This is a genomic window from Mesorhizobium sp. B2-4-3 (assembly GCF_006442815.1).
GTDB lineage: Bacteria > Pseudomonadota > Alphaproteobacteria > Rhizobiales > Rhizobiaceae > Mesorhizobium.
This window is the reverse complement of the sequence record NZ_VFVL01000011.1, coordinates 71,436-89,094: the sequence shown is the minus strand read 5'-3', so window position 1 is coordinate 89,094 and position 17,659 is coordinate 71,436. Positions and strand designations below refer to the sequence as shown.

Sequence of the window (17,659 nt, the reverse complement as noted above, 5' to 3'; positions counted from 1 at the left end):
TTTTCTGATCCAGGGAGACGGATCAGCTGATCGGATCGAGAACGGTGGGCCATGCCTCCTTGTTGGTCTTGATGGCTTCGAGAAGCTTATCCTCGCCGATGCGCCGCGCGATCTTCTTCCACTCCCGCTCGGTGTCGGCCATCGCCTGCTCCGGCGTCTTGGCCTTGGTCAGCGAGGCCACAAGATTCTCGTCGAGCGCGTTGTGGAAGGCCGTCGCGCCCGGATAGTTGATGGTCGGCACCGTGCGCGCCACAGTCTCGCGCACCACGTCCATGTGGTAGGCGTGATAGGTCTGGCGGACCAGCGGATCGGAAAAGTCCGAGAGCCGGAACGGATCGAGATAACCGCCGGGATTGGCGCTCATCCAGGCATAGATGCGGGCCGAGCCCAGCCACTGCAGCAAGAGATAGGCAGCTTCCGGATTCTTCGACTGCGACGAGACCATGCCGGTCAGCGAGAACCAGAGCACCGAGCGGCTGATCAGCTTGCCGTCGATCTCGCGTCCCGGCGGCAGCATCGAGCCGATCTTGCCGGTGACAGCGGAATCCTTGTTGCCGGCATTGTCGAGGAATTTCGGCAAGTTGGAGAAGGCGCAGGTCATCGCCGCGCCGCCCTTGGCGAAGTTGCCGTACTGCTCCGGCCAGCCCCACGAGATCGCGTCGGGCGAATGGTGCGCCAGCGACTCGACATATTCCTTGGTGGCGGCGATGCCTTGCTCGGAATTGATCAGCGGCTTGCCGTCGTCGCCGAACAGGAACTGGTTGGGCGAGGCCATCGAGACATAGCGCTGGTACCAGTTGGTGTAGCCCCAACCCTGGTTGCGCAGATCGGTGGAGCCGAACAAGCCCTTGTCCGGCCGCTGGAAGAAGGCCGCGATATCGCTGTGCTGCTTCCAGGTCTTGGGCGGCGCAAGGTCGTAGCCGTATTTGTCCTTGAACGCCTTCTGCTCGGCAGCGTCGCCGAACAGGTCGGTGCGGTAGACCCAGGTCTGGAAGTCGCCGTCGAGCGACACGCCGTAGGTCGAGCCACGATACTGGTTGAGCAGCGACACGCCCTTGGCGCCGTTGACGTAGCCCTGCTTCGGGTCGTCCCATTCCGGCTTGTGCTTGGCGACGAAGTCGTCGAGCTTGGCGATGCCGCCGGTTTCGGCGAGATCGCCGAGGCGGTTCCATTCGGTCGAATAGATGTCGTAGGCCCCACCCTTGGTGGAGATGTCCTGCATCGTCTTGGTGAATTCCTGGCCGTTCGGCAGGCCGACGATCTCGATCTGGATGCCGGTTTCCTTCTCCCACAGGTCCTTGATCGACGGCGCGCCGGCCGGGAAAGGCTTGGTCAGCTGGCCGATCGAGCCGTCGGAAAGGCCGAGCACGATCTTCGCCGGAGCCTTGCCAGCCGCCTTCAGGGCCTTGGCCGCCTCGACCGCACGCCCTTCCGGCGTGTCGGGTCCGTACTGATAGCGTTCGGCGCCGTCGAAGCCGGTCGGCCCGCCGATCATGCCGGGCGCCAGCGCATCCGCCGCGAAGGCGCGGCCGGGACGAATGAACTGCGGTGCAATACCAGTCGCGGCGACGAACACAGCCGCCTTTCCTCCGGACGCCAGCAGGCGGCGCCGCGACATGCGGATCAAATGAGACATCGAATTCCTCCCTCGGGGCCTGTTCCTCCATGGCCCACGTGAGGGATATTGACGACAGCGCGTGAAGCCTGTCAACATCATAAATACTCAAAACCCGTCATAAGATCGCAAATGAGGGAGAAAATGCAGTCCGCCGAACCCATAACATCGCACCCATTGCTTGGATTTGAGGGGCTTTCGCCTCGATCCGACCGGCTTGGCCGGACCTTCGCCGCCTTATGTAGCGCGCCGACTTGCGCGCAAGCCAAGGGCGGTTACATCATTTCACATCAGAATCGCGGTCGCTGCCGAGGCGTTTTCCGGAACTGAGTGGAAGCTGCGTGATTTTGATGCTTGCGATGAGGTGCTCGACGTGCGGTCAACCCTGACAGACATAGCCCGGGAAGCCGGTGTTTCTCCGGCCACGGTCGATCGTGTGCTCAACAACCGGCCGGGCGTGCGCGCCCGCACGCGCGAGATCGTCATCGAGATGGCGCAGCGCCTTGGCTACATCGCCGAAACGCCGAACGGCGCGCCCCAAAGAGCCATGCCTGGACAGACGGTCAGGCTCGACTTCGCGCTGCCCGCCGGTACCAATTCCTTCATCAAGCTCTTGCACCGGCACATCGAGGCGCAGGCATTGACGCGGCCCGATCTCGACGTCCGCGTGACGACCATCGAAGGCTTCAACCCCGACCGGCTCGCCCGCCTGCTGCAGGACCTGCATGGCCAGACGCAAGGCGTCGGCGTGATCGCGCTCGACCATCCGACGGTGCGAGAGGCGATCCGCTCGCTGTCGGCCAGCGACATCAAGGTCGTCACCATCGCCTCCGACATCCTGCACGTGCCGAGGGTCGCCTATATCGGCATCGACAACCGCGCCGCTGGTCGCCTGGCCGGCTATCTGCTCAACCGCTTCATGGGCGCCGGACATCCGGGCAAGGTGGCGCTGTTCGCAGGCTCGCTCGCCTATCGCGGCCATGAGGAACGCGAGATGGGTTTCCGCCATATCCTCGCCGAAGAATCCCCCAACCTCGAGATCGTCGAGATGCGTGAAATGCTCGACGACCGCGAAAAAGCGTATTCGGAGGCTTCCGCTTTGCTCGAGCGCCACCCCGACCTCGCCGCGATCTACAATGTCGGCGCCGGCAACACCGGCATCGCCCGCGCGCTGAAGGAACGCGGACGCGCGAAGGAGATCATCTTCCTCGGCCATGAGGTGACGGACGGCACCAAGGAACTCCTGCTCGACGGCACGCTCGACGCGGTGATCGACCAGAACCCGCGCGTCGAGGCCAGGGAGGCGCTCAACATCCTGTCCCACTCCGTCAGGGGGTTGCCCTACGAGCTCCACCAGCCGCGGCTGCAGGTTATCTTCCGCGAGAGCATCCCGGAGATTTGAGGTATAGGAACGCGTCTCCACAAGCCCTGTCAGGCCTCCGGTCCGAAATGATCGACAAAGGCCCTGAGCAGACCGAGCCGGCCCAGCGTTTTCGGAAAAAACACAAAGAAGCCCGGACGCTGCAGGCTGTATTGCGGCAAGATTTCCACAAGATCCCCTCGTCGCAGATCCTCGGCAACACCGGCACGCAGCGACCAGCCGATGCCCAGGCCTTGCCTTGCCGCCTCGACGACGGTGCGCAGATCGTTCAGGACAAGTCTCCCCGAGACATCCACGGAAATCTCACTGTCATCGACTCGGAAACGCCACTCGGCGATCCGCCCTGAGGTTATCTGTCGGTGTCGGATGCAGCTGTGCGACAGCAGATCGCGCGGATGCATGGGATGCCCGTGGCGATCCAGATAGTCGGGAGCGGCAATGTAGGCGCCGCTCAGCGGCGATGTCAGGCGACGTGCGATCATATCGTCCTGCAGGTGGTCGCCGAGCCGAATTCCAGCATGGAACCCTTGCGAAACAATGTCGGTAAGGCCTTCATCTATCGAGAGGTCCAGTTCAACCCGCGGATAGGCAGCTTCAAACGCCGCCAAACGGGGAGCGATGATCAACTGCCATGCCCGGTAAGGGAGAGTGACGCGCAGTTGACCTGATCGCGCCTTGCCGGTCTCGCGCGCGGTATCCAGAGCTTCTTCGATTGCTCCTATCAGATGACGCGTGCTCAGGAAGAGCGCCCGCCCAGCGTCGGTCATCATGACGGATCGCGTGCTGCGGGTGAACAGCGCAGTGCCGAGCCGGTCTTCAAAGGCTTTTAGCTGCAGGGAGACCGCCGGTGGATTTACGCCGAGCACGCGCGCTGCCGAACGCAGCGACCCATGCTCGGCGATCGCCAAGAAAGTCTGCAATCCTGACAGCTCTACTCGCGGCATTGATTGATATGACCAATCATACTGATCATATTATGCTGCCTATTCGCACCGATCAACAGCTGCAAGACTGGAAAATCATGACCGGAGACAACAGATGGCTGCCCAACCGACAGAACGATCTCTGCCAGTCACCGGTGTGATCGTCATTCTCATGACCGTGTTTGCTATGGCTCTGACCGACGCCTTCGTAAAATTCTCCAGCGCCAGTCTGACACTCTGGCAGGTTTACGTGCTTCGCTCCTCGATCGCGTTTCCAGTCCTGCTCCTGCTCACACGCGGTGCGGTCTGGCCGTCGGCTCCCGGTTGGGTAGCGCTCCGCAGCGGAGCGTTGCTGCTGATGTATCTGGCGATCTACGCAGCGATCCCGATCCTCGACCTCTCTGTTATCGCTGCGTCTCTTTACACGGCGCCCTTGTTCATCGTGCTGCTGTCATCGCTCGTCCTTGGTGAGCGCATCGCACTGCTTTATTGGGTGGGCATCGCAATGGGGTTCGCCGGCGTGCTTTTGATTGTACGCCCGACGGCGGGCGGTTTCTCGCCACTGCCGCTGATACCGGTCGCCGCCGCACTCCTCTATGCAATCGCGGCGGTTCTCACACGCGCCAAATGTGCTGGGGAACCGCCAATGACTATGGCGTTGTGGCTGAACGCAACGCTGCTTATCGCCGGGTGTATCGCGAGCCTCGTCATCGGGCTCGCCGGCCCTTGGCCAGCCTATCCATTTTTGTTCGGAAACTGGGCCGCCATGGGGTCGCAGGAGTGGCGGATCATCGTCATCCTCGCGACCCTGATTATTGCTGTGAGCATAGGTTTGGCTCGTGCCTACCAATCGCCCAAACCCCAGATCATTGCCACATTCGACTACGCCTATCTGATCTTCGCTGCATTCTGGGGCTATGTGTTCTTCAACGAGGTCCCCAGCCGGACGACCGTCGCCGGAATGGTATTGATTGCCCTTGCCGGCGTATCGGTGCTTTGCATCAAGCCCTCAGCGAACGGCACGGCAAGCGCGACCGCCCGATCGGGAATATCAGGCCCGGTCAACGAGCAACCGTGATCCTAGGCAATCAGCACCGTGCTGTCCGGCGACCAGCTGAGAACTACGTCCTGGCCCTCGGCAAGCCGCTCAGCGCCAGTATTCTGGACGATCACCTTCAGCGTCTGGCCGTCACGGTCGACGAAATAGGTGCTGTTGTTGCCTGCGAAGATGCGTTTCGAGACCTGACCCTTGAGCGTGTTGGCATTGGCGGGGTCGGGCTTCGCCGCACCGGTGGAAATCCGGATGCGCTCGGGCCGGACCGCGCAGCTCGCCTTGGCCCCGGCCGGCACCGATGCGCCTGTCGATGCCGCGATCGTCGTGCCGTCCGGCAGCTTGATCCCGGAGCCGGTCGCATCGCCGCGAAAGATATTGGCGTCGCCGAGGAAGGTCGCGGCGAACTCGCTTTGCGGCCTGTCGTAGATCTCCTCCGGCGGCCCTTCCTGCACCAGCCGGCCGTCGCGCAATATGCCGATGCGGTCGCTCATCGTCAGCGCCTCTTCCTGATCGTGCGTGACGAAGATGGTGGTGATGCCGATCTCGCGCTGGATGCGCTTCAGCTCGATCTGCATGTCGACGCGCAGCGCCTTGTCGAGCGCGCCGAGCGGCTCGTCGAGCAAAAGCACGCGCGGCTTGGTGACGATGGCGCGCGCCAGCGCCACGCGTTGGCGCTGGCCGCCGGAAAGTTGGTGCGGCCGGCGACCGCCGAGCTTGCCGAGCTGCACGAGGTCGAGCGCGCGCTGCACTTCCGCGGCGATCGTCGCCTTCGCCTCGCCGCGCACGGAAAGGCCGAACGCGACATTGTCGGCGACGCTCATATTCGGAAACAGCGCATAGTTCTGGAACACCATGCCGATGCGCCGCTTCTCGACCGGCACCCGCTCGACGCTTTCGCCGCCGATGGCGATGCGCCCGGCATCGGGGAAATCGAAGCCGGCGATTTGTCTCAGCAGCGTAGTTTTGCCGCTGCCGGACGGCCCGAGCAGCGCGTAGAAGCCGCCATCGGCGAAATCGATGGAGACATCGTCCAGCGCCTTGTGCGCGCCGAAACTGCGGGAGACGTTCGCGACCTGGACGCCGGCCATTATTTCTCTCCGCCGAATTTGAAGAAGCGCGCCGTGAGCAGCATCAGCGCCATCGACACGACAATGATGATGGTCGAGACCGCGTTGATCTCGGGCGTGAAGCCCTTGCGGATCGCGGCGTAGATCTCGACCGGCAATGTCGTCTGGCCGGGCGTCGCCAGGAAATACGAGACCACGAATTGGTCGAACGACACGGCGAAGGCGAACAGCCCGCCGGCGATCACGCCGGGCATGATCCACGGCAAGGTCACGCGCATGGTCACCTGCCACTGGTTGGCGCCCAGCGAGCGCGCCGCCTCTTCCAGCTCAGGCGCGAAGGTCTGCAGCCGCGCGGAGACGACGACGATGACGTAAGGCAGCGCCAGCGCGACATGGCCAAGCAGGATGGCAATGAGCCCGCGACCGATGCCGACGCCGAAGAAGAAGATCAGCATCGCCGTGCCGGTGATCAGCCACGGAATGGCGATCGGCGGGAAGAGCAGCGCCTGCAGGAGCTTCTTGCCGCGGAACTCGTAGCGGTAGAGCGCGAGCGAGGCCATCGCGCCCAGCACCGTCGAGATGATCGTGGTGATGACGGCGATCTCGATGCTGTTCCAGGTCGCCGCGATCAGCTGGTCGTTCTGCCAGAGCGAGGCGTACCAGTCCGTCGTCCACTCGAACGGCAGCTGGTAGAAGGGCGAGGCGTTGAAGGACATCGCCGCCATGATGACGATCGGCAGATAAAGGAAGCCGAGCAGAAGCACGATGTAGAAGCGCCCGAGCCATTCGAGGATGCGTGTCGTCGCCATCAGCCGGCCCTCCGCAGGACCGGTGCCGCCAGCGCCAGGATGATCAGCACGACCGCGAGCAGGATGAAGGAAAGCGCGGCGCCCAAGGGCCAGTTGAACACGGCGGCGAACTGGTCCTCGATGACGGTGCCGTAGAAGGTGCCGGTGCGGCCGCCGAGGATGCGCGGCTCCATGAACGAGCCGACCACCGGCACGAAGATGAGCGCTGAGCCCGCGATCAGGCCCGGCATCGACAGCGGGATGATGACCCGCCACAGCACCTGCCGCCGCGAGGCGCCGAGCGAGCGTCCGGCCTCGATCAACGAGTCGTCGATGGCCTGCAGAGTGAGGTAGCAGGTCAGCACCATGTAGGGCACATAGGAGTGCACCAGGCCGATGATGACGGCCGGATAGGAATACATGAGGTCGATGTTGATCTTGAACGGCAGCACCGCGTTGAGCGCTGTGTCGAGGATGCCGCCTTCGCGCAGCACCATCGCCCAGGAGAAGATGCGCACCAGCCCGTTCGACCAGAACGGCAGGATGACGAGCAGGAAGATCGCCTCGCGGCTGCGCCCCTTGAGCACCTTGGCCAGCACATAGGCCGCCGGATAGCCGATGACGACGCACCACAGCGTCACTTCGAGGCCGAGCCGCAGCGATGAAAGCAGAAGCCGCGAATAGAGGCTTTGCGAAAAGAAGGCCTCGTAATTGCCGAGGGTGAAGGCCCACTCCTTCCCTGCCAGCGGCAGGTCGGTCATGAAGGAGAAGAACACCATGGCCGACAGCGGCAGGAAGATCGCCACCGTCAGCCACAGATAGGCTGGAAGGAGAAGCGGCAGGGCCGGCTTCAGTCCGCGGCGCGAACCGATCGCAAGCTGGTCAGCCATTTTTGCCTCTCCTCCCGAAAGACGCCTGTTACTTCACGTTGACCTTCAGCTCCTGCCACAGCGCCAGATATTTTTCGCGCTGCTCGTCGGTGATCGGCGCTTGGAACTGGATACGCTTGGCGACGTCCGGGCTGCCCATGACCTTGCGGTTGAAGGCGTCCTCCGGCAGCGCGTCGACCGCCTTGGTGTTGGCCGAAACCGGCGCGCCAACCTTGGTCACCCATTCGACATAGAATTTCGGGTCGATCATATAGTTGATGAAGGCCTCGGCGCCGGCGACGTTCTTGGAGCCGACGGGGATCGAGAAGGCATCCAGCCAGGCGACCGAGCCTTCCTGCGGGATGACCAGCGAGACCGGCAGCTTGAAATGCGTCTTGGCGCGATCGGCCGAACCGCTCCAATAGGTGCCGATGTCGATCTGGTTGGACGCGACCATCTGGTTCCAGTCGTTTTCCGAACTCCAGAAGGTCTTGATCTGCGGCATCAGCGAGGTGAGCTTCGCCTTGACCGCGTCCATATCCTTGATGTCGTTGATGTCCTGACCCGACGCGAGCGCGCCGAACTGCACCGCCTCGACGGCGTCGTCGCGGATGATGACGCGACCCTTATGCGCAGGGTTCCACATCTCGGCGATGCTCGTCGGCGGCTTGTCGAAGGATTTTTCGTTGATGGCCAGAGCCGTCAGGCCCCACACCCACGGCACGCCATAGACCTTGCCGTCATGGTTCAGCATCGGCGAGCCGGCCTTGTCCTTGGCGATGTCGGCGTAATTGGAAAGCTTCGAAACGTCGATCGGTTGGATCAGCTTGCCGGCCATCGCTTGGTCGTTGAAGGCGGCATTGATCATGACGACGTCGTAGAGGCCGGGATTGGTGCGGATCTTGGTCAGCATCTCCTGTTCGGAGTTGAAGAAGTCGTTGACCACCTTGAAGCCGGTCGCCTTCTCGAAATTGGCGACCGCCCAGGGCTCGTCGGCGCCGTAGCCCTTCCAGTTGAGCACATGCACTTCCTCGGCTGCTTGTGCTGCCAACGTGAAGGCGGAAACGAGGACGGCGGTCGCCGTCAGGAAAGCGGTCAGTCTGGGCATGCGCATGTTCTTTTCCTCTCATTGTTTGCCCGGTTGATGGGCTTTTAAGTTGCAGCCGTTTCCTCCTGGCCATGCGCGGTCATTGCTTCGCCGCGCTGGGTCAGGAATTCCTGGATTTCCATGTCGGTCGGCGCCGAAGACCCGCCATGGCGGGTGACGGAAAGCGCCGCGGCGGCGTTGGCGTAACGGGCCGCCTCGCAAGGCGACATACCGCGCGCCAAGGCGCTGACGAAGGCGCCGATATGCGTGTCGCCCGCGCCGTTGGTATCGAGCGCCTCCACCTTGAAACCAGGTACCGCGCGGGTGCCGCCGTCGGCCTTGCGCACCAGGCAGCCATGCGCGCCGGCGCGGATGACGACGCCTTCGGCTCTGGGGCAATGTTCGGCGAGCAACCGGATGGCGACGGTTTGGGCATCGCCGGCGCCGGCGATCTCTGCGGCCTCGTCGGTGTTGCAGCTCAGCCAGGTCGTGCGCGCCAGCACCCTGTCCAGGATCGGCCGCGGAATATCAGCGATCACCGGCGTCGGATCGAAGACGAAGGGAATGTCAGCCGGCAGCGCCTCGATCCAGTCGGTGAGCGCGTCACGGCTGCCGGGATAGCTCAGCGTATAGCCGGAGGTGAAAACCCAATCGCCTGGAACGACGTGGACGGGCGCCATCATGTCGAGCGTGAGGCGGCTCTCGGCGCCCGGCCACGAGACGAAGGTTCGCTCCGCGTCGCTGCTGATCATGGCAACGCAATTGCCGCTATCCATGAGGGGCGACGGCGGCGTCAGCGCCTCGATACCTTCGGCGGCCAAGGCGGCGCGCAGGAAGTCTCCGTCCGGTCCGGTGCCGAGCTGGCCGCCGAACACAACCTTCATGCCGGTGCGGCTCGCCGCGACCATCATGTTGAAGCCGCCGCCGGCGACGCGGGCGTAAGCTGACGCGGTCTTTTCCGTGCCGGCCGCCGGCAAGGCGTCGATGCGGTAGACATAGTCGACCACCGCGCTGCCGACATGGACGAGCCGCCCACTCACGCCGCGTTCTCCTTGCCTGGACCGGTCTTGGCCGTCCGGGCCGCGATCAGATCCGCAGCCAGGGCGTGGACCTCCGCGATGTCGATCCCATGCAGCTCAGCGATACGATCCTGCGGCAGCTTCGACAGCCCGGCGCAGGCGCCCGCCATGCCAGCGGTAATCGCCCCGATCGTGTCGGTGTCGCCGCCGAGATTGGCCGCGATCACCGCAGCCCGCCATGCATCGCCTTGCGCGACCTCCAGCACCGCGAATGCCGCCGGCACCGATTCCTGGCTGGCGACGCCGGTGCCGACCAGGTCGACGATCAGCTTGATCGCTTCCTTCTCCGCCTTGCCGCGGACAAGGTCCTGCGCCCAGACAATGCGCGCGGCGATGTCGCCGCCGGTGACCCAATTGCCGAGCGCAGCGCCCAGTCTCGCGGCTGCGACCGCATGGCCGGAAGCGGCGCGCCAGTCGCCGCCCGAGACACCGAGAGTGACGGCGGCGGCAACGGCACTGGCGGAAGCTATTGCGATGGATGTGTTGTGCGTGGCCCGGCAGGTTTCCGCCACCTTGGCGACCAGTGCCGCGAGCGGCTCCGGCGGCATCATGATGCCGACCGGCGCGATGCGCATCGCCGCGCCATTGGTGTCGCCGCCGCGCCCGGCCTCTTCGGCCGGCACGCCGCTGTTGATGGCGTCGATGGCGCGCTTGGTCGATGGTCCAAGCAAGTCGTAGCTGCCGCGCGCCTTGACGTCGCGCTCCCAGTCGAGCAGCGCGTTGACCCAGCGCGCATGGTCGAAACGGTCGCCGGACTCGACCAGGACGCGGCCGAGCAGCAGCGCTTGTTCGGTGTCGTCGGTGATCGCGCCGGCCGGCAATCCTTTCGACACCGGGTGGTCGGCGGCAGGCGCGACGAAATCCTCGACATGGCCGTAGAGCTCGGCGATGCGGGCCGGCGACAGAAGCTGCGTCGGCATGCCCAGCGCATCGCCAAGCGCCCCGCCGATCAGCGCGCCCATTGCCCGATCCATCGAGGCAGCGTCCGCCATGCTCAGAACTCCAGATGCAGCGCGAAATGCGCGGGGTTGAGCAGGCTTGTGACGAATTCGATGGCGCGCCCGTCGGCGGCGCGCGTCAGGCGGCGCGTGCGCAGGAACGGCGTGCCGGGCGCGCAGGCGAGGATCGCGGCGTCGGCCGCGCTCAGCATCTCGATATCGACCCACTCCTCGCCGTGATCGGGCACCAGCCCTGCCCCGCGCAGCGTCTGGTGCAGCGTGCCTTCGCGCAGGCCGCGCAGGGGTATGTCTTCCAATTCGGGCGATAGCGGCAGGCGGCTGCGCTCGATCGAGATTGCGTGGCCGTCATCGGCATTGGTGCGGGCGCGGTCGACCGCGATGAAGGACGAGCTCTCGACGCCGAGCCTGGCCGCCAGTTCCGCGTCCTCGATGATCTCGAGCCGCAATGTGCGAGTCTCGGCATTGGCGCCCGCATTGGCAAGCGCGCGCGACCAGCCGATCGCGTCATCGACCGGCATGCCGTCGAAGGTCACGAAGGAGCCGATGCCGACCTTGGTGGTAATCAGCCCGCGGCTCGACAGTTCCTCCAGTCCCTTGCGGACCGTGTTGCGGCTGACGGAGAAGCGTTGGACGAGCTCGTTCTCGCTCTGCAGGCGGTCGCCAAAGCCGAGCAGGCCGGAGCGTATCTCATGCTCCAGAACCGTCGCGATCTGCTCGGGCTTGCCCGTGCCGGGTGTGATCTGCGTCGCGCGACGGGCCATATCGATACCTGTTCAATGAACCTGTATAATCCTGTTCATTAGCGTATCTGAAATGAAGCGTCAACGGCCTTCGGCCCAACGGTCGGTTGGGCATCAAACGAAGAAGAATTCCTCGATGCGCTGCTTGGCCTTCCGCAGCACCGGCAGGATGTCGCGCTCCATCGCCGCGACCGAGAAACGCGCCGACTGGGTCGAGACGTTGATGGCGGCGACTATGCGGCCGGCGCGATCGACGATCGGCACCGCGATCGAGCGCAGGCCGGGTTCCAACTCTTCGTCGACGATGGCAAAGCCCTCCGCCCTCGCCTTGTCGATGGCCTTGCCCAGCGCGGCGCGACCGGTGATCGTCTTCGGCGTCCGCCGCTCGATGGCCGCTTCAGCAAGGAAGGCCTTCAACTCATCCCCCGCCAGGCCGGAAAGCAGCACTCGCCCCATCGACGTGCAATAGGCCGGCAGCCGCGTGCCGACATCGAGCGCAACGCTCAGGATTCGACGGCCAGGAATGCGCGCGACATAGACGACGTCCTCGCCCGACAGCACCGCGGCGTTGCAGGCTTCGTCGAATTTGCCGGCCACCTCGCGCATGACAGGCGCCGCGAACGTCCAGAGCGAAGCACCGCCGAGCCAGGTCCGCGCGACGGTCAAAAGGCGCGGCGACAGCGAAAACAGCCGGCCGGATTGCGTCGCATAGCCCGTCGCGACCAATGTCAGCAGAAAGCGGCGGGCCCCCGCGCGGGTCAGATCCGCTTCCTCGGCCATCTCGGTCAGCGTCATGCCGGCCGGATGGCGCGCGAGGATTTCCATCACCGCAAGGCCACGCGCCAGCGAACCGACATGGTCGCGTGAAATGGATTCCTCTTCCACGAGCGCCTCCAGGCCGGCGTTGACTCAATGCAAAGTTTGGAGTTAAAAGTATCCCATATAAAACATATGTTCGCAATACGAACTTTTCGCACCACGGAGCCTGGAGATGGTCAAGTTCCTGCCGCTGAAAGAGGCGGTCGCGGAAAATCTGCATGACGGCGACACTGTCGCTTTCGAGGGCTTCACCCATCTGATCCCGACCGCCGCCGCGCATGAGGCGATCCGCCAGGGCTTTCGCGAGCTGACGCTGATCCGCATGACGCCCGACCTGATCTACGACCAGATGATCGGCATGGGCATGGCGAGGAAGGTCGTCTTCTCCTATGTCGGCAATCCGGGCGTCGGCCTGCTCAGGCGCGCCCGCGACGCCATCGAGAATGGCTTTCCGCGCGCCATCGAGGTCGAGGAGCACAGCCACGCCGGCATGGCCAATGCCTATGAGGCGGGCGCCGCCGGCCTGCCCTGCGCTGTGTTTCGCGGCTATCGCGGCGCCGGCCTGGCTGAAGTCAACCCGAACATCAAATCCGTCGCTTGCCCGTTCACTGGCGAGGTGCTGGCCGCCGTTCCGGCGATCCGGCCCGACGTCACCTTCATCCATGCGCAGAAGGCGGACCGGAAAGGCAACGTGCTGGTCGAGGGCATTATCGGCATCCAGAAGGAGGCCGTCCTTGCCGCAAAGCGCGCCGTGGTGACGGTCGAGGAAGTTGTGGACAATTTCGATGACCTCCACCCCAATCTCACCGTGCTGCCGAACTGGACGATCGCGGTGATCTCGGTCGTGCCGGGCGGCTCGCACCCCTCCTACACGCATGGCTATTACGAGCGCGACAATGCCGCCTATCTGGAATGGGACGAGATCGCCGCCGACCGCGACCGTTTTCAAGCGTGGATCCAGCAGAACGTCATCGAGAGCAGCGCGGACGACTTTGCCGGTCGTGTCGAGCATCTGAGGAAGGCCGCATGAGCGACGCGAAGGATATCAGTTTCACCCCGAACGAGATGATGACGATCGCCGCCAGCCGCGCGCTGAAAAGCGACGATGTCTGCTTCGTCGGCATCGGCGCGCCGTCGGCCGCCTGCAACGTCGCGCGGCTGACCCATGCTCCCGACATCACGCTGATCTATGAGAGCGGCACCATCGGCACCGCGCCCGACGTGCTGCCGCTGTCGATCGGCGACGGCGAGTTGTGCGAGACCGCGGTCACCACCGTCGCGGTGCCGGAGATGTTCCGCTACTGGCTGCAGGGCGGCCGCATCTCGATCGGCTTCCTGGGCGCCGCCCAGCTCGACAAATTCGGCAACATCAACACCACCGTCATCGGCGACTATGCGCATCCCAAGACCCGCCTGCCCGGCGGCGGCGGCGCGCCGGAGATCGCCACCTCGTCGAGGCAGGTCTACATCACCATGGCGCAGTCGAAGCGCGGCATGGTCGAGAAGATCGACTTCTTCACCTCCTTCGGCCATGGCGACGGCGGCGATCATCGCAAGCGCCTCGGCATCGACACCGCCGGACCGACTTTGCTGATCACCGACCTCGCCGTCTGGAAGCCGGACCCGGTGACGAAGGAATTCACCGTCGTCTCGCTGCATCCCGGCGTCAGCCGCGAGCAGGTGCAGGAAACCTGTGGCTGGACGGTCAAGTTTGCCGAGGAGGCCCTTGACGAGACGCCGGCGCCGACGGAACTCGAGCTGAAGACATTGCGCGACCTGAACGCCCGCACCAAGGCGGCGCATCAAGGGACCGCCAAAGGGAAAGCTGCCTAGATGACCAAAGCCTTCATCTGCGATTACATCCGCACGCCCATCGGCCGCTTCGGCGGCGCGCTGTCCTCCGTCCGCGCCGACGATCTCGGCGCGATTCCGTTGAAGGCGCTGGTCGAGCGCAATGCCGGCGTCGACTGGGCGGCCGTCGATGACGTCGTCTATGGCTGCGCCAACCAGGCCGGCGAGGACAACCGCAATGTGGCGCGCATGGCGCTGCTGCTTGCCGGCCTCCCGCAGGGCATTCCCGGTTCGACCGTCAACCGTCTGTGCGGCTCGGGCATGGATGCCGTCACCATCGCCGCGCGCGCCATCAAATCAGGCGAGGCCGAGCTGATGATTGCCGGCGGCGTCGAATCGATGAGCCGCGCGCCCTTCGTCATGCCGAAGGCCGACACCGCCTTCTCGCGCAATGCCGAGATCCACGACACCACCATCGGCTGGCGTTTCGTCAACCTGCTAATGAAGAAGCAGTATGGCGTCGATTCCATGCCGGAGACCGGCGAGAACGTCGCCGAGGATTTTTCCGTCAGCAGAGCCGACCAGGACGCCTTCGCGGTACGCAGCCAGGACAAGGCGGTCGCCGCGCAAGAGAGTGGCCGGTTGGCGAAGGAGATCACGCCGGTGACCATCCCGCAGAGGAAAGGCGACGCGATCATCGTCGCGAAGGACGAGCACCCCCGCGCAGGCACCACCATCGAGACGCTGGCCAAACTGCCGACGCCGTTCCGCCAGGGCGGCAGCGTCACCGCCGGCAACGCTTCCGGCGTCAATGACGGCGCTGCTGCCCTGATCATCGCGTCCGAGGCAGCCGCGAAGAAGCATGGGCTGACGCCGATCGCCCGTATCCTCGGCGGTGCCGTCGCCGGCGTGGCGCCGCGCATCATGGGCATCGGACCGGCGCCGGCGACGAAGAAGCTTTGCGCCCGCCTCGGCCTGACGCCAGAGCAATTCGATGTCGTTGAATTGAACGAAGCCTTCGCCTCCCAAGGCATTGCCGTGCTCCGCCAACTCGGAATTTCCGAGAAGGCGGAGCATGTGAACCCCAATGGCGGCGCGATCGCGCTCGGTCATCCGCTCGGCATGTCCGGCGCGCGCATCACGGGTACCGCGGCGCTCGAACTGCGCGAGCACGGCGGCAAGCTGGCTTTGGCCACCATGTGCATAGGCGTCGGCCAGGGCATCGCCATCGCGCTGGAGCGGGTCTGACCGCCCAGGCAGATCAGTAAGGCAGACCGACGTAGTTTTCGGCCAATGCCGTGGATGCAGCCTTGGAATGTACGAGATAGTCGAGCTCGGCTTCCTGGATGCGCTGGCCGAACTCGCCTGTCTCCGGAAAACGGTGCAGGATCGTCGTCATCCACCAGGAGAAGCGCACCGCTTTCCACACACGCGCCAGCGCCTTTGACGAATAGGCGTCGAGTCCTGTCTGCGACCCCTCGCGATAGAATTCACCAAGCCCGGCAAAGAGATAGCGCACGTCGCTGGCGGCGAGGTTGAGGCCCTTGGCGCCGGTCGGCGGCACGATATGGGCGGCGTCTCCGACCAGGAACAGCCTGCCGAAGCGCATCGGCTCGACGACGAAGGAGCGCAGCGGCGCGATCGACTTCTCGAAGGACGGGCCAGTGGTGACGGCGGCCGCTATCCGCGGCGGCAGGCGCCCACGCAACTCGTCCCAGAAGCGGTCGTCCGACCAGGCCTCGACGCGCTCGTCGGCGGGAACCTGCACATAGTAGCGGCTGCGCTGCGGCGAGCGCATCGAGCAGAGCGCAAAACCGCGCTCGTGATTGGCATAGACCAGCTCGTGGTCGGCGGGTGGCACCTCGGCCAACACGCCCAGCCAGCCGAACGGATACTGCCGCTCGAACGTCTTCAGCGCGCCTTCCGGCACCGAGCGACGGCTGACGCCGTGGTAGCCGTCGCAGCCGGCGATGAAGTCGCAGTCGATGCGATGCGTGAGGCCGTCCTTGTCGTAGGTGACGAAGGGCGACGCGCCGCCGAAATCATGCAGCGCGACATTCGATGTTTCAAAGACGGTCGGGAGTCCCGCCGCTTCGCGCTTCTGCATCAGATCGAGCGTCACCTCGGTCTGGCCATAGACGGTGACATGCTTGCCGCCGGTAAGCGTTGTCATGTCGATGCGATGCGCGCGGCCGTCGAAGGCGAGCGAGATGCCGGCATGCGGCAGGCCCTGGGCATGCAGCCTGTCCGCCGCGCCCGCTTCGCCGAGCAGGTCCACCGTGCCCTGTTCGAGCACGCCCGCGCGCACACGTCCAAGCACATGCTCGCGGCTCGACCGTTCAAGGATGATCGTCTCGACGCCAATGGTGGCGAGCAACTGACCGAGCAGCAGGCCGGACGGTCCGGACCCGATGATGGCGACCCGTGTGCGCATCAATGGCCGAGGCTCTCGATCTGTCCGGCCAACTCGGCCGCAAGCCTGAGCGCGGCCGCGGTCGCCACGACCATCTGCGGCAAGATGAGCCATTCCAGCGTCCAGGCCACGCCCGAGCGCTCCTGCTCATGCACCAGTGCCTGATGCATGCCGGAGAGCTGCGTCGCGTTGAAGCGCGCCAGCGCCGCCAATGCTTCCGCCTTCACCGGATTCTGCTTGTGCGGCATGGCCGAGGAACCGCCGCCGCCGGACAGCTTGATGTCGGAGCCCGTTTGCGCCATCAGCGCGACGTCCTGCCCGAGCTTGCCGAGGCTGCCGGTCGTCAGCGACAGCCAGCCGGCGAATTCGGCAAGCGTATCGCGCTGGCTATGCCATTGCGGCGCATCGGCAAGACCGAGCTTGGCGGCAAGCGCGGCGCGCACCGCGCCGGCCTTGCCGCCGAGCTTTTCCAGCGTGCCTGCGGCGCCGCCGAACTGCACCACAAGCAGCCGGCCCGACACGTCGGCAAGCCGCTGCTGGTGACGTTCGAGCGGGGCCCGCCACGAAACGATCCGATCCCGCACAGCGATTGGGATTGCCGGCTGCATGCGCGTCACCGCCATAAGCCCGCGATTCCCGAACTCCAGCTCCAGCCCGGTGAGGCGAACGATGTTCTCGCTGAGCAGCAGACCGATATGGTCGACCGCGCCGCGCAGCCTGAGCACCAGCGACGTATCGATCACATCCTGGCTGGTGGCGCCGAAATGAACGTACGTATCGTGCGGCGCTCCGACGGCAGCCTTGATCTGGCGCACCAGCTCCGGCACCACCACACCGTCCTTGGCGACGCCCGCCTTCAGCCTCGACGTATCCGGCCGGAACGATCCCAGTGCTTTCACGATCGCCGCCGCGGCATCACGTGGAATGACGCCGCGCTCGGCTTCCGCCTCGGCCAGTGCCCGCTCGAAAGCGAGCATCGCAGCGATGTCGGCTTCGACGGAAAAATACCTGGCCGCCTCTTCGTCGCCGAGCAGGCCGGAAAGCAGCGGGTGATCGAAGGGCGAAACGGTCATG

The 17,659-nt window shown here is 64.8% G+C and carries 17 protein-coding genes; 5 read left to right on the top strand and 12 right to left on the bottom strand.

Translation table 11 applies throughout. The features are described 5' to 3' along the window. Positions 1-22: 22 nt before the first annotated feature. Positions 23-1,636, bottom strand: coding sequence for an extracellular solute-binding protein (locus tag FJ956_RS13550; RefSeq protein WP_140677122.1), 1,614 nt, complete (start codon positions 1,634-1,636; stop codon positions 23-25). A 352-nt stretch (positions 1,637-1,988) separates the two neighbouring features. On the opposite strand from FJ956_RS13550, the gene FJ956_RS13545 reads away from it, so the two are divergent. Next, the gene (locus tag FJ956_RS13545; protein WP_140677120.1) at positions 1,989-3,017 is read left to right on the top strand and encodes a LacI family DNA-binding transcriptional regulator; all 1,029 of its coding nucleotides are present in this window, start codon (positions 1,989-1,991) and stop codon (positions 3,015-3,017) included. Between the two features lie 29 nt (positions 3,018-3,046). Here FJ956_RS13545 and FJ956_RS13540 read toward each other — a convergent pair whose 3' ends face one another. Next, entirely contained in the window at positions 3,047-3,940 is an 894-nt protein-coding gene (locus FJ956_RS13540; RefSeq protein ID WP_140677118.1) for a LysR family transcriptional regulator, read from the bottom strand. A 94-nt stretch (positions 3,941-4,034) separates the two neighbouring features. Here FJ956_RS13540 and FJ956_RS13535 point away from each other — a divergent pair, with 94 nt between their 5' ends. Then, positions 4,035-4,997, top strand: coding sequence for a DMT family transporter (locus tag FJ956_RS13535; RefSeq protein WP_140677116.1), 963 nt, complete (start codon positions 4,035-4,037; stop codon positions 4,995-4,997). Positions 4,998-4,999: 2 nt separating this feature from the next. On the opposite strand, the gene FJ956_RS13530 is transcribed toward FJ956_RS13535, so the two are convergent. The 8 genes from FJ956_RS13530 to FJ956_RS13495 form a co-directional block, all read right to left on the bottom strand. Further along, positions 5,000-6,061, bottom strand: coding sequence for an ABC transporter ATP-binding protein (locus tag FJ956_RS13530; RefSeq protein WP_140677114.1), 1,062 nt, complete (start codon positions 6,059-6,061; stop codon positions 5,000-5,002). Further along, positions 6,061-6,849, bottom strand: coding sequence for an ABC transporter permease (locus FJ956_RS13525; RefSeq protein WP_140677112.1), 789 nt, complete (start codon positions 6,847-6,849; stop codon positions 6,061-6,063). Before FJ956_RS13525 ends, FJ956_RS13530 begins: the two co-directional genes overlap by 1 nt. Continuing rightward, the gene (locus tag FJ956_RS13520; protein WP_140677110.1) at positions 6,849-7,718 is read right to left on the bottom strand and encodes an ABC transporter permease; all 870 of its coding nucleotides are present in this window, start codon (positions 7,716-7,718) and stop codon (positions 6,849-6,851) included. The genes FJ956_RS13525 and FJ956_RS13520 overlap by 1 nt, the downstream gene beginning before the upstream one ends. Positions 7,719-7,746: 28 nt before the next feature. Then, complete coding sequence (locus tag FJ956_RS13515; protein ID WP_140677108.1) at positions 7,747-8,811, bottom strand: ABC transporter substrate-binding protein; 1,065 nt, start codon at positions 8,809-8,811, stop codon at positions 7,747-7,749. 38 nt (positions 8,812-8,849) lie between these two features. Further along, positions 8,850-9,824 carry a PfkB family carbohydrate kinase gene (locus FJ956_RS13510; protein WP_140677106.1) on the bottom strand — a complete coding sequence of 325 codons (975 nt, stop codon included), beginning with the start codon at positions 9,822-9,824 and terminating at the stop codon, positions 8,850-8,852. Then, complete coding sequence (locus FJ956_RS13505) at positions 9,821-10,855, bottom strand: ADP-ribosylglycohydrolase family protein (RefSeq protein WP_140677104.1); 1,035 nt, start codon at positions 10,853-10,855, stop codon at positions 9,821-9,823. The genes FJ956_RS13510 and FJ956_RS13505 overlap by 4 nt, the downstream gene beginning before the upstream one ends. A gap of 2 nt (positions 10,856-10,857) precedes the next feature. Next, positions 10,858-11,583, bottom strand: a complete 726-nt coding sequence (locus FJ956_RS13500; protein ID WP_140677102.1) for a GntR family transcriptional regulator — start codon at positions 11,581-11,583, stop codon at positions 10,858-10,860. 93 nt (positions 11,584-11,676) lie between these two features. Further along, on the bottom strand, positions 11,677-12,447 hold the full coding sequence (locus FJ956_RS13495) for an IclR family transcriptional regulator C-terminal domain-containing protein (protein ID WP_140677100.1): 771 nt from the start codon (positions 12,445-12,447) through the stop codon (positions 11,677-11,679). A gap of 106 nt (positions 12,448-12,553) precedes the next feature. Here FJ956_RS13495 and FJ956_RS13490 point away from each other — a divergent pair, with 106 nt between their 5' ends. From FJ956_RS13490 to pcaF, 3 genes are read left to right on the top strand one after another with little or no spacing between them, the layout of a single operon-like run. Further along, the gene (locus tag FJ956_RS13490; RefSeq protein WP_140677098.1) at positions 12,554-13,411 is read left to right on the top strand and encodes a CoA transferase subunit A; all 858 of its coding nucleotides are present in this window, start codon (positions 12,554-12,556) and stop codon (positions 13,409-13,411) included. Beyond that, entirely contained in the window at positions 13,408-14,214 is an 807-nt protein-coding gene (locus FJ956_RS13485) for a CoA-transferase subunit beta (RefSeq protein ID WP_140677096.1), read from the top strand. The genes FJ956_RS13490 and FJ956_RS13485 overlap by 4 nt, the downstream gene beginning before the upstream one ends. Then, positions 14,215-15,420: a 3-oxoadipyl-CoA thiolase gene (gene pcaF / locus FJ956_RS13480; RefSeq protein WP_140677094.1), complete on the top strand. Its 1,206-nt coding sequence runs from the start codon at positions 14,215-14,217 to the stop codon at positions 15,418-15,420. Positions 15,421-15,433: 13 nt separating this feature from the next. Here the strand turns inward: pcaF and pobA are convergent, their stop codons facing one another. Beyond that, on the bottom strand, positions 15,434-16,606 hold the full coding sequence (pobA, locus tag FJ956_RS13475; RefSeq protein ID WP_140677092.1) for a 4-hydroxybenzoate 3-monooxygenase: 1,173 nt from the start codon (positions 16,604-16,606) through the stop codon (positions 15,434-15,436). Continuing rightward, positions 16,606-17,658: a 3-carboxy-cis,cis-muconate cycloisomerase gene (locus FJ956_RS13470; RefSeq protein WP_140677090.1), complete on the bottom strand. Its 1,053-nt coding sequence runs from the start codon at positions 17,656-17,658 to the stop codon at positions 16,606-16,608. Before FJ956_RS13470 ends, pobA begins: the two co-directional genes overlap by 1 nt. Between the last annotated feature and the right edge of the window lies 1 nt (position 17,659).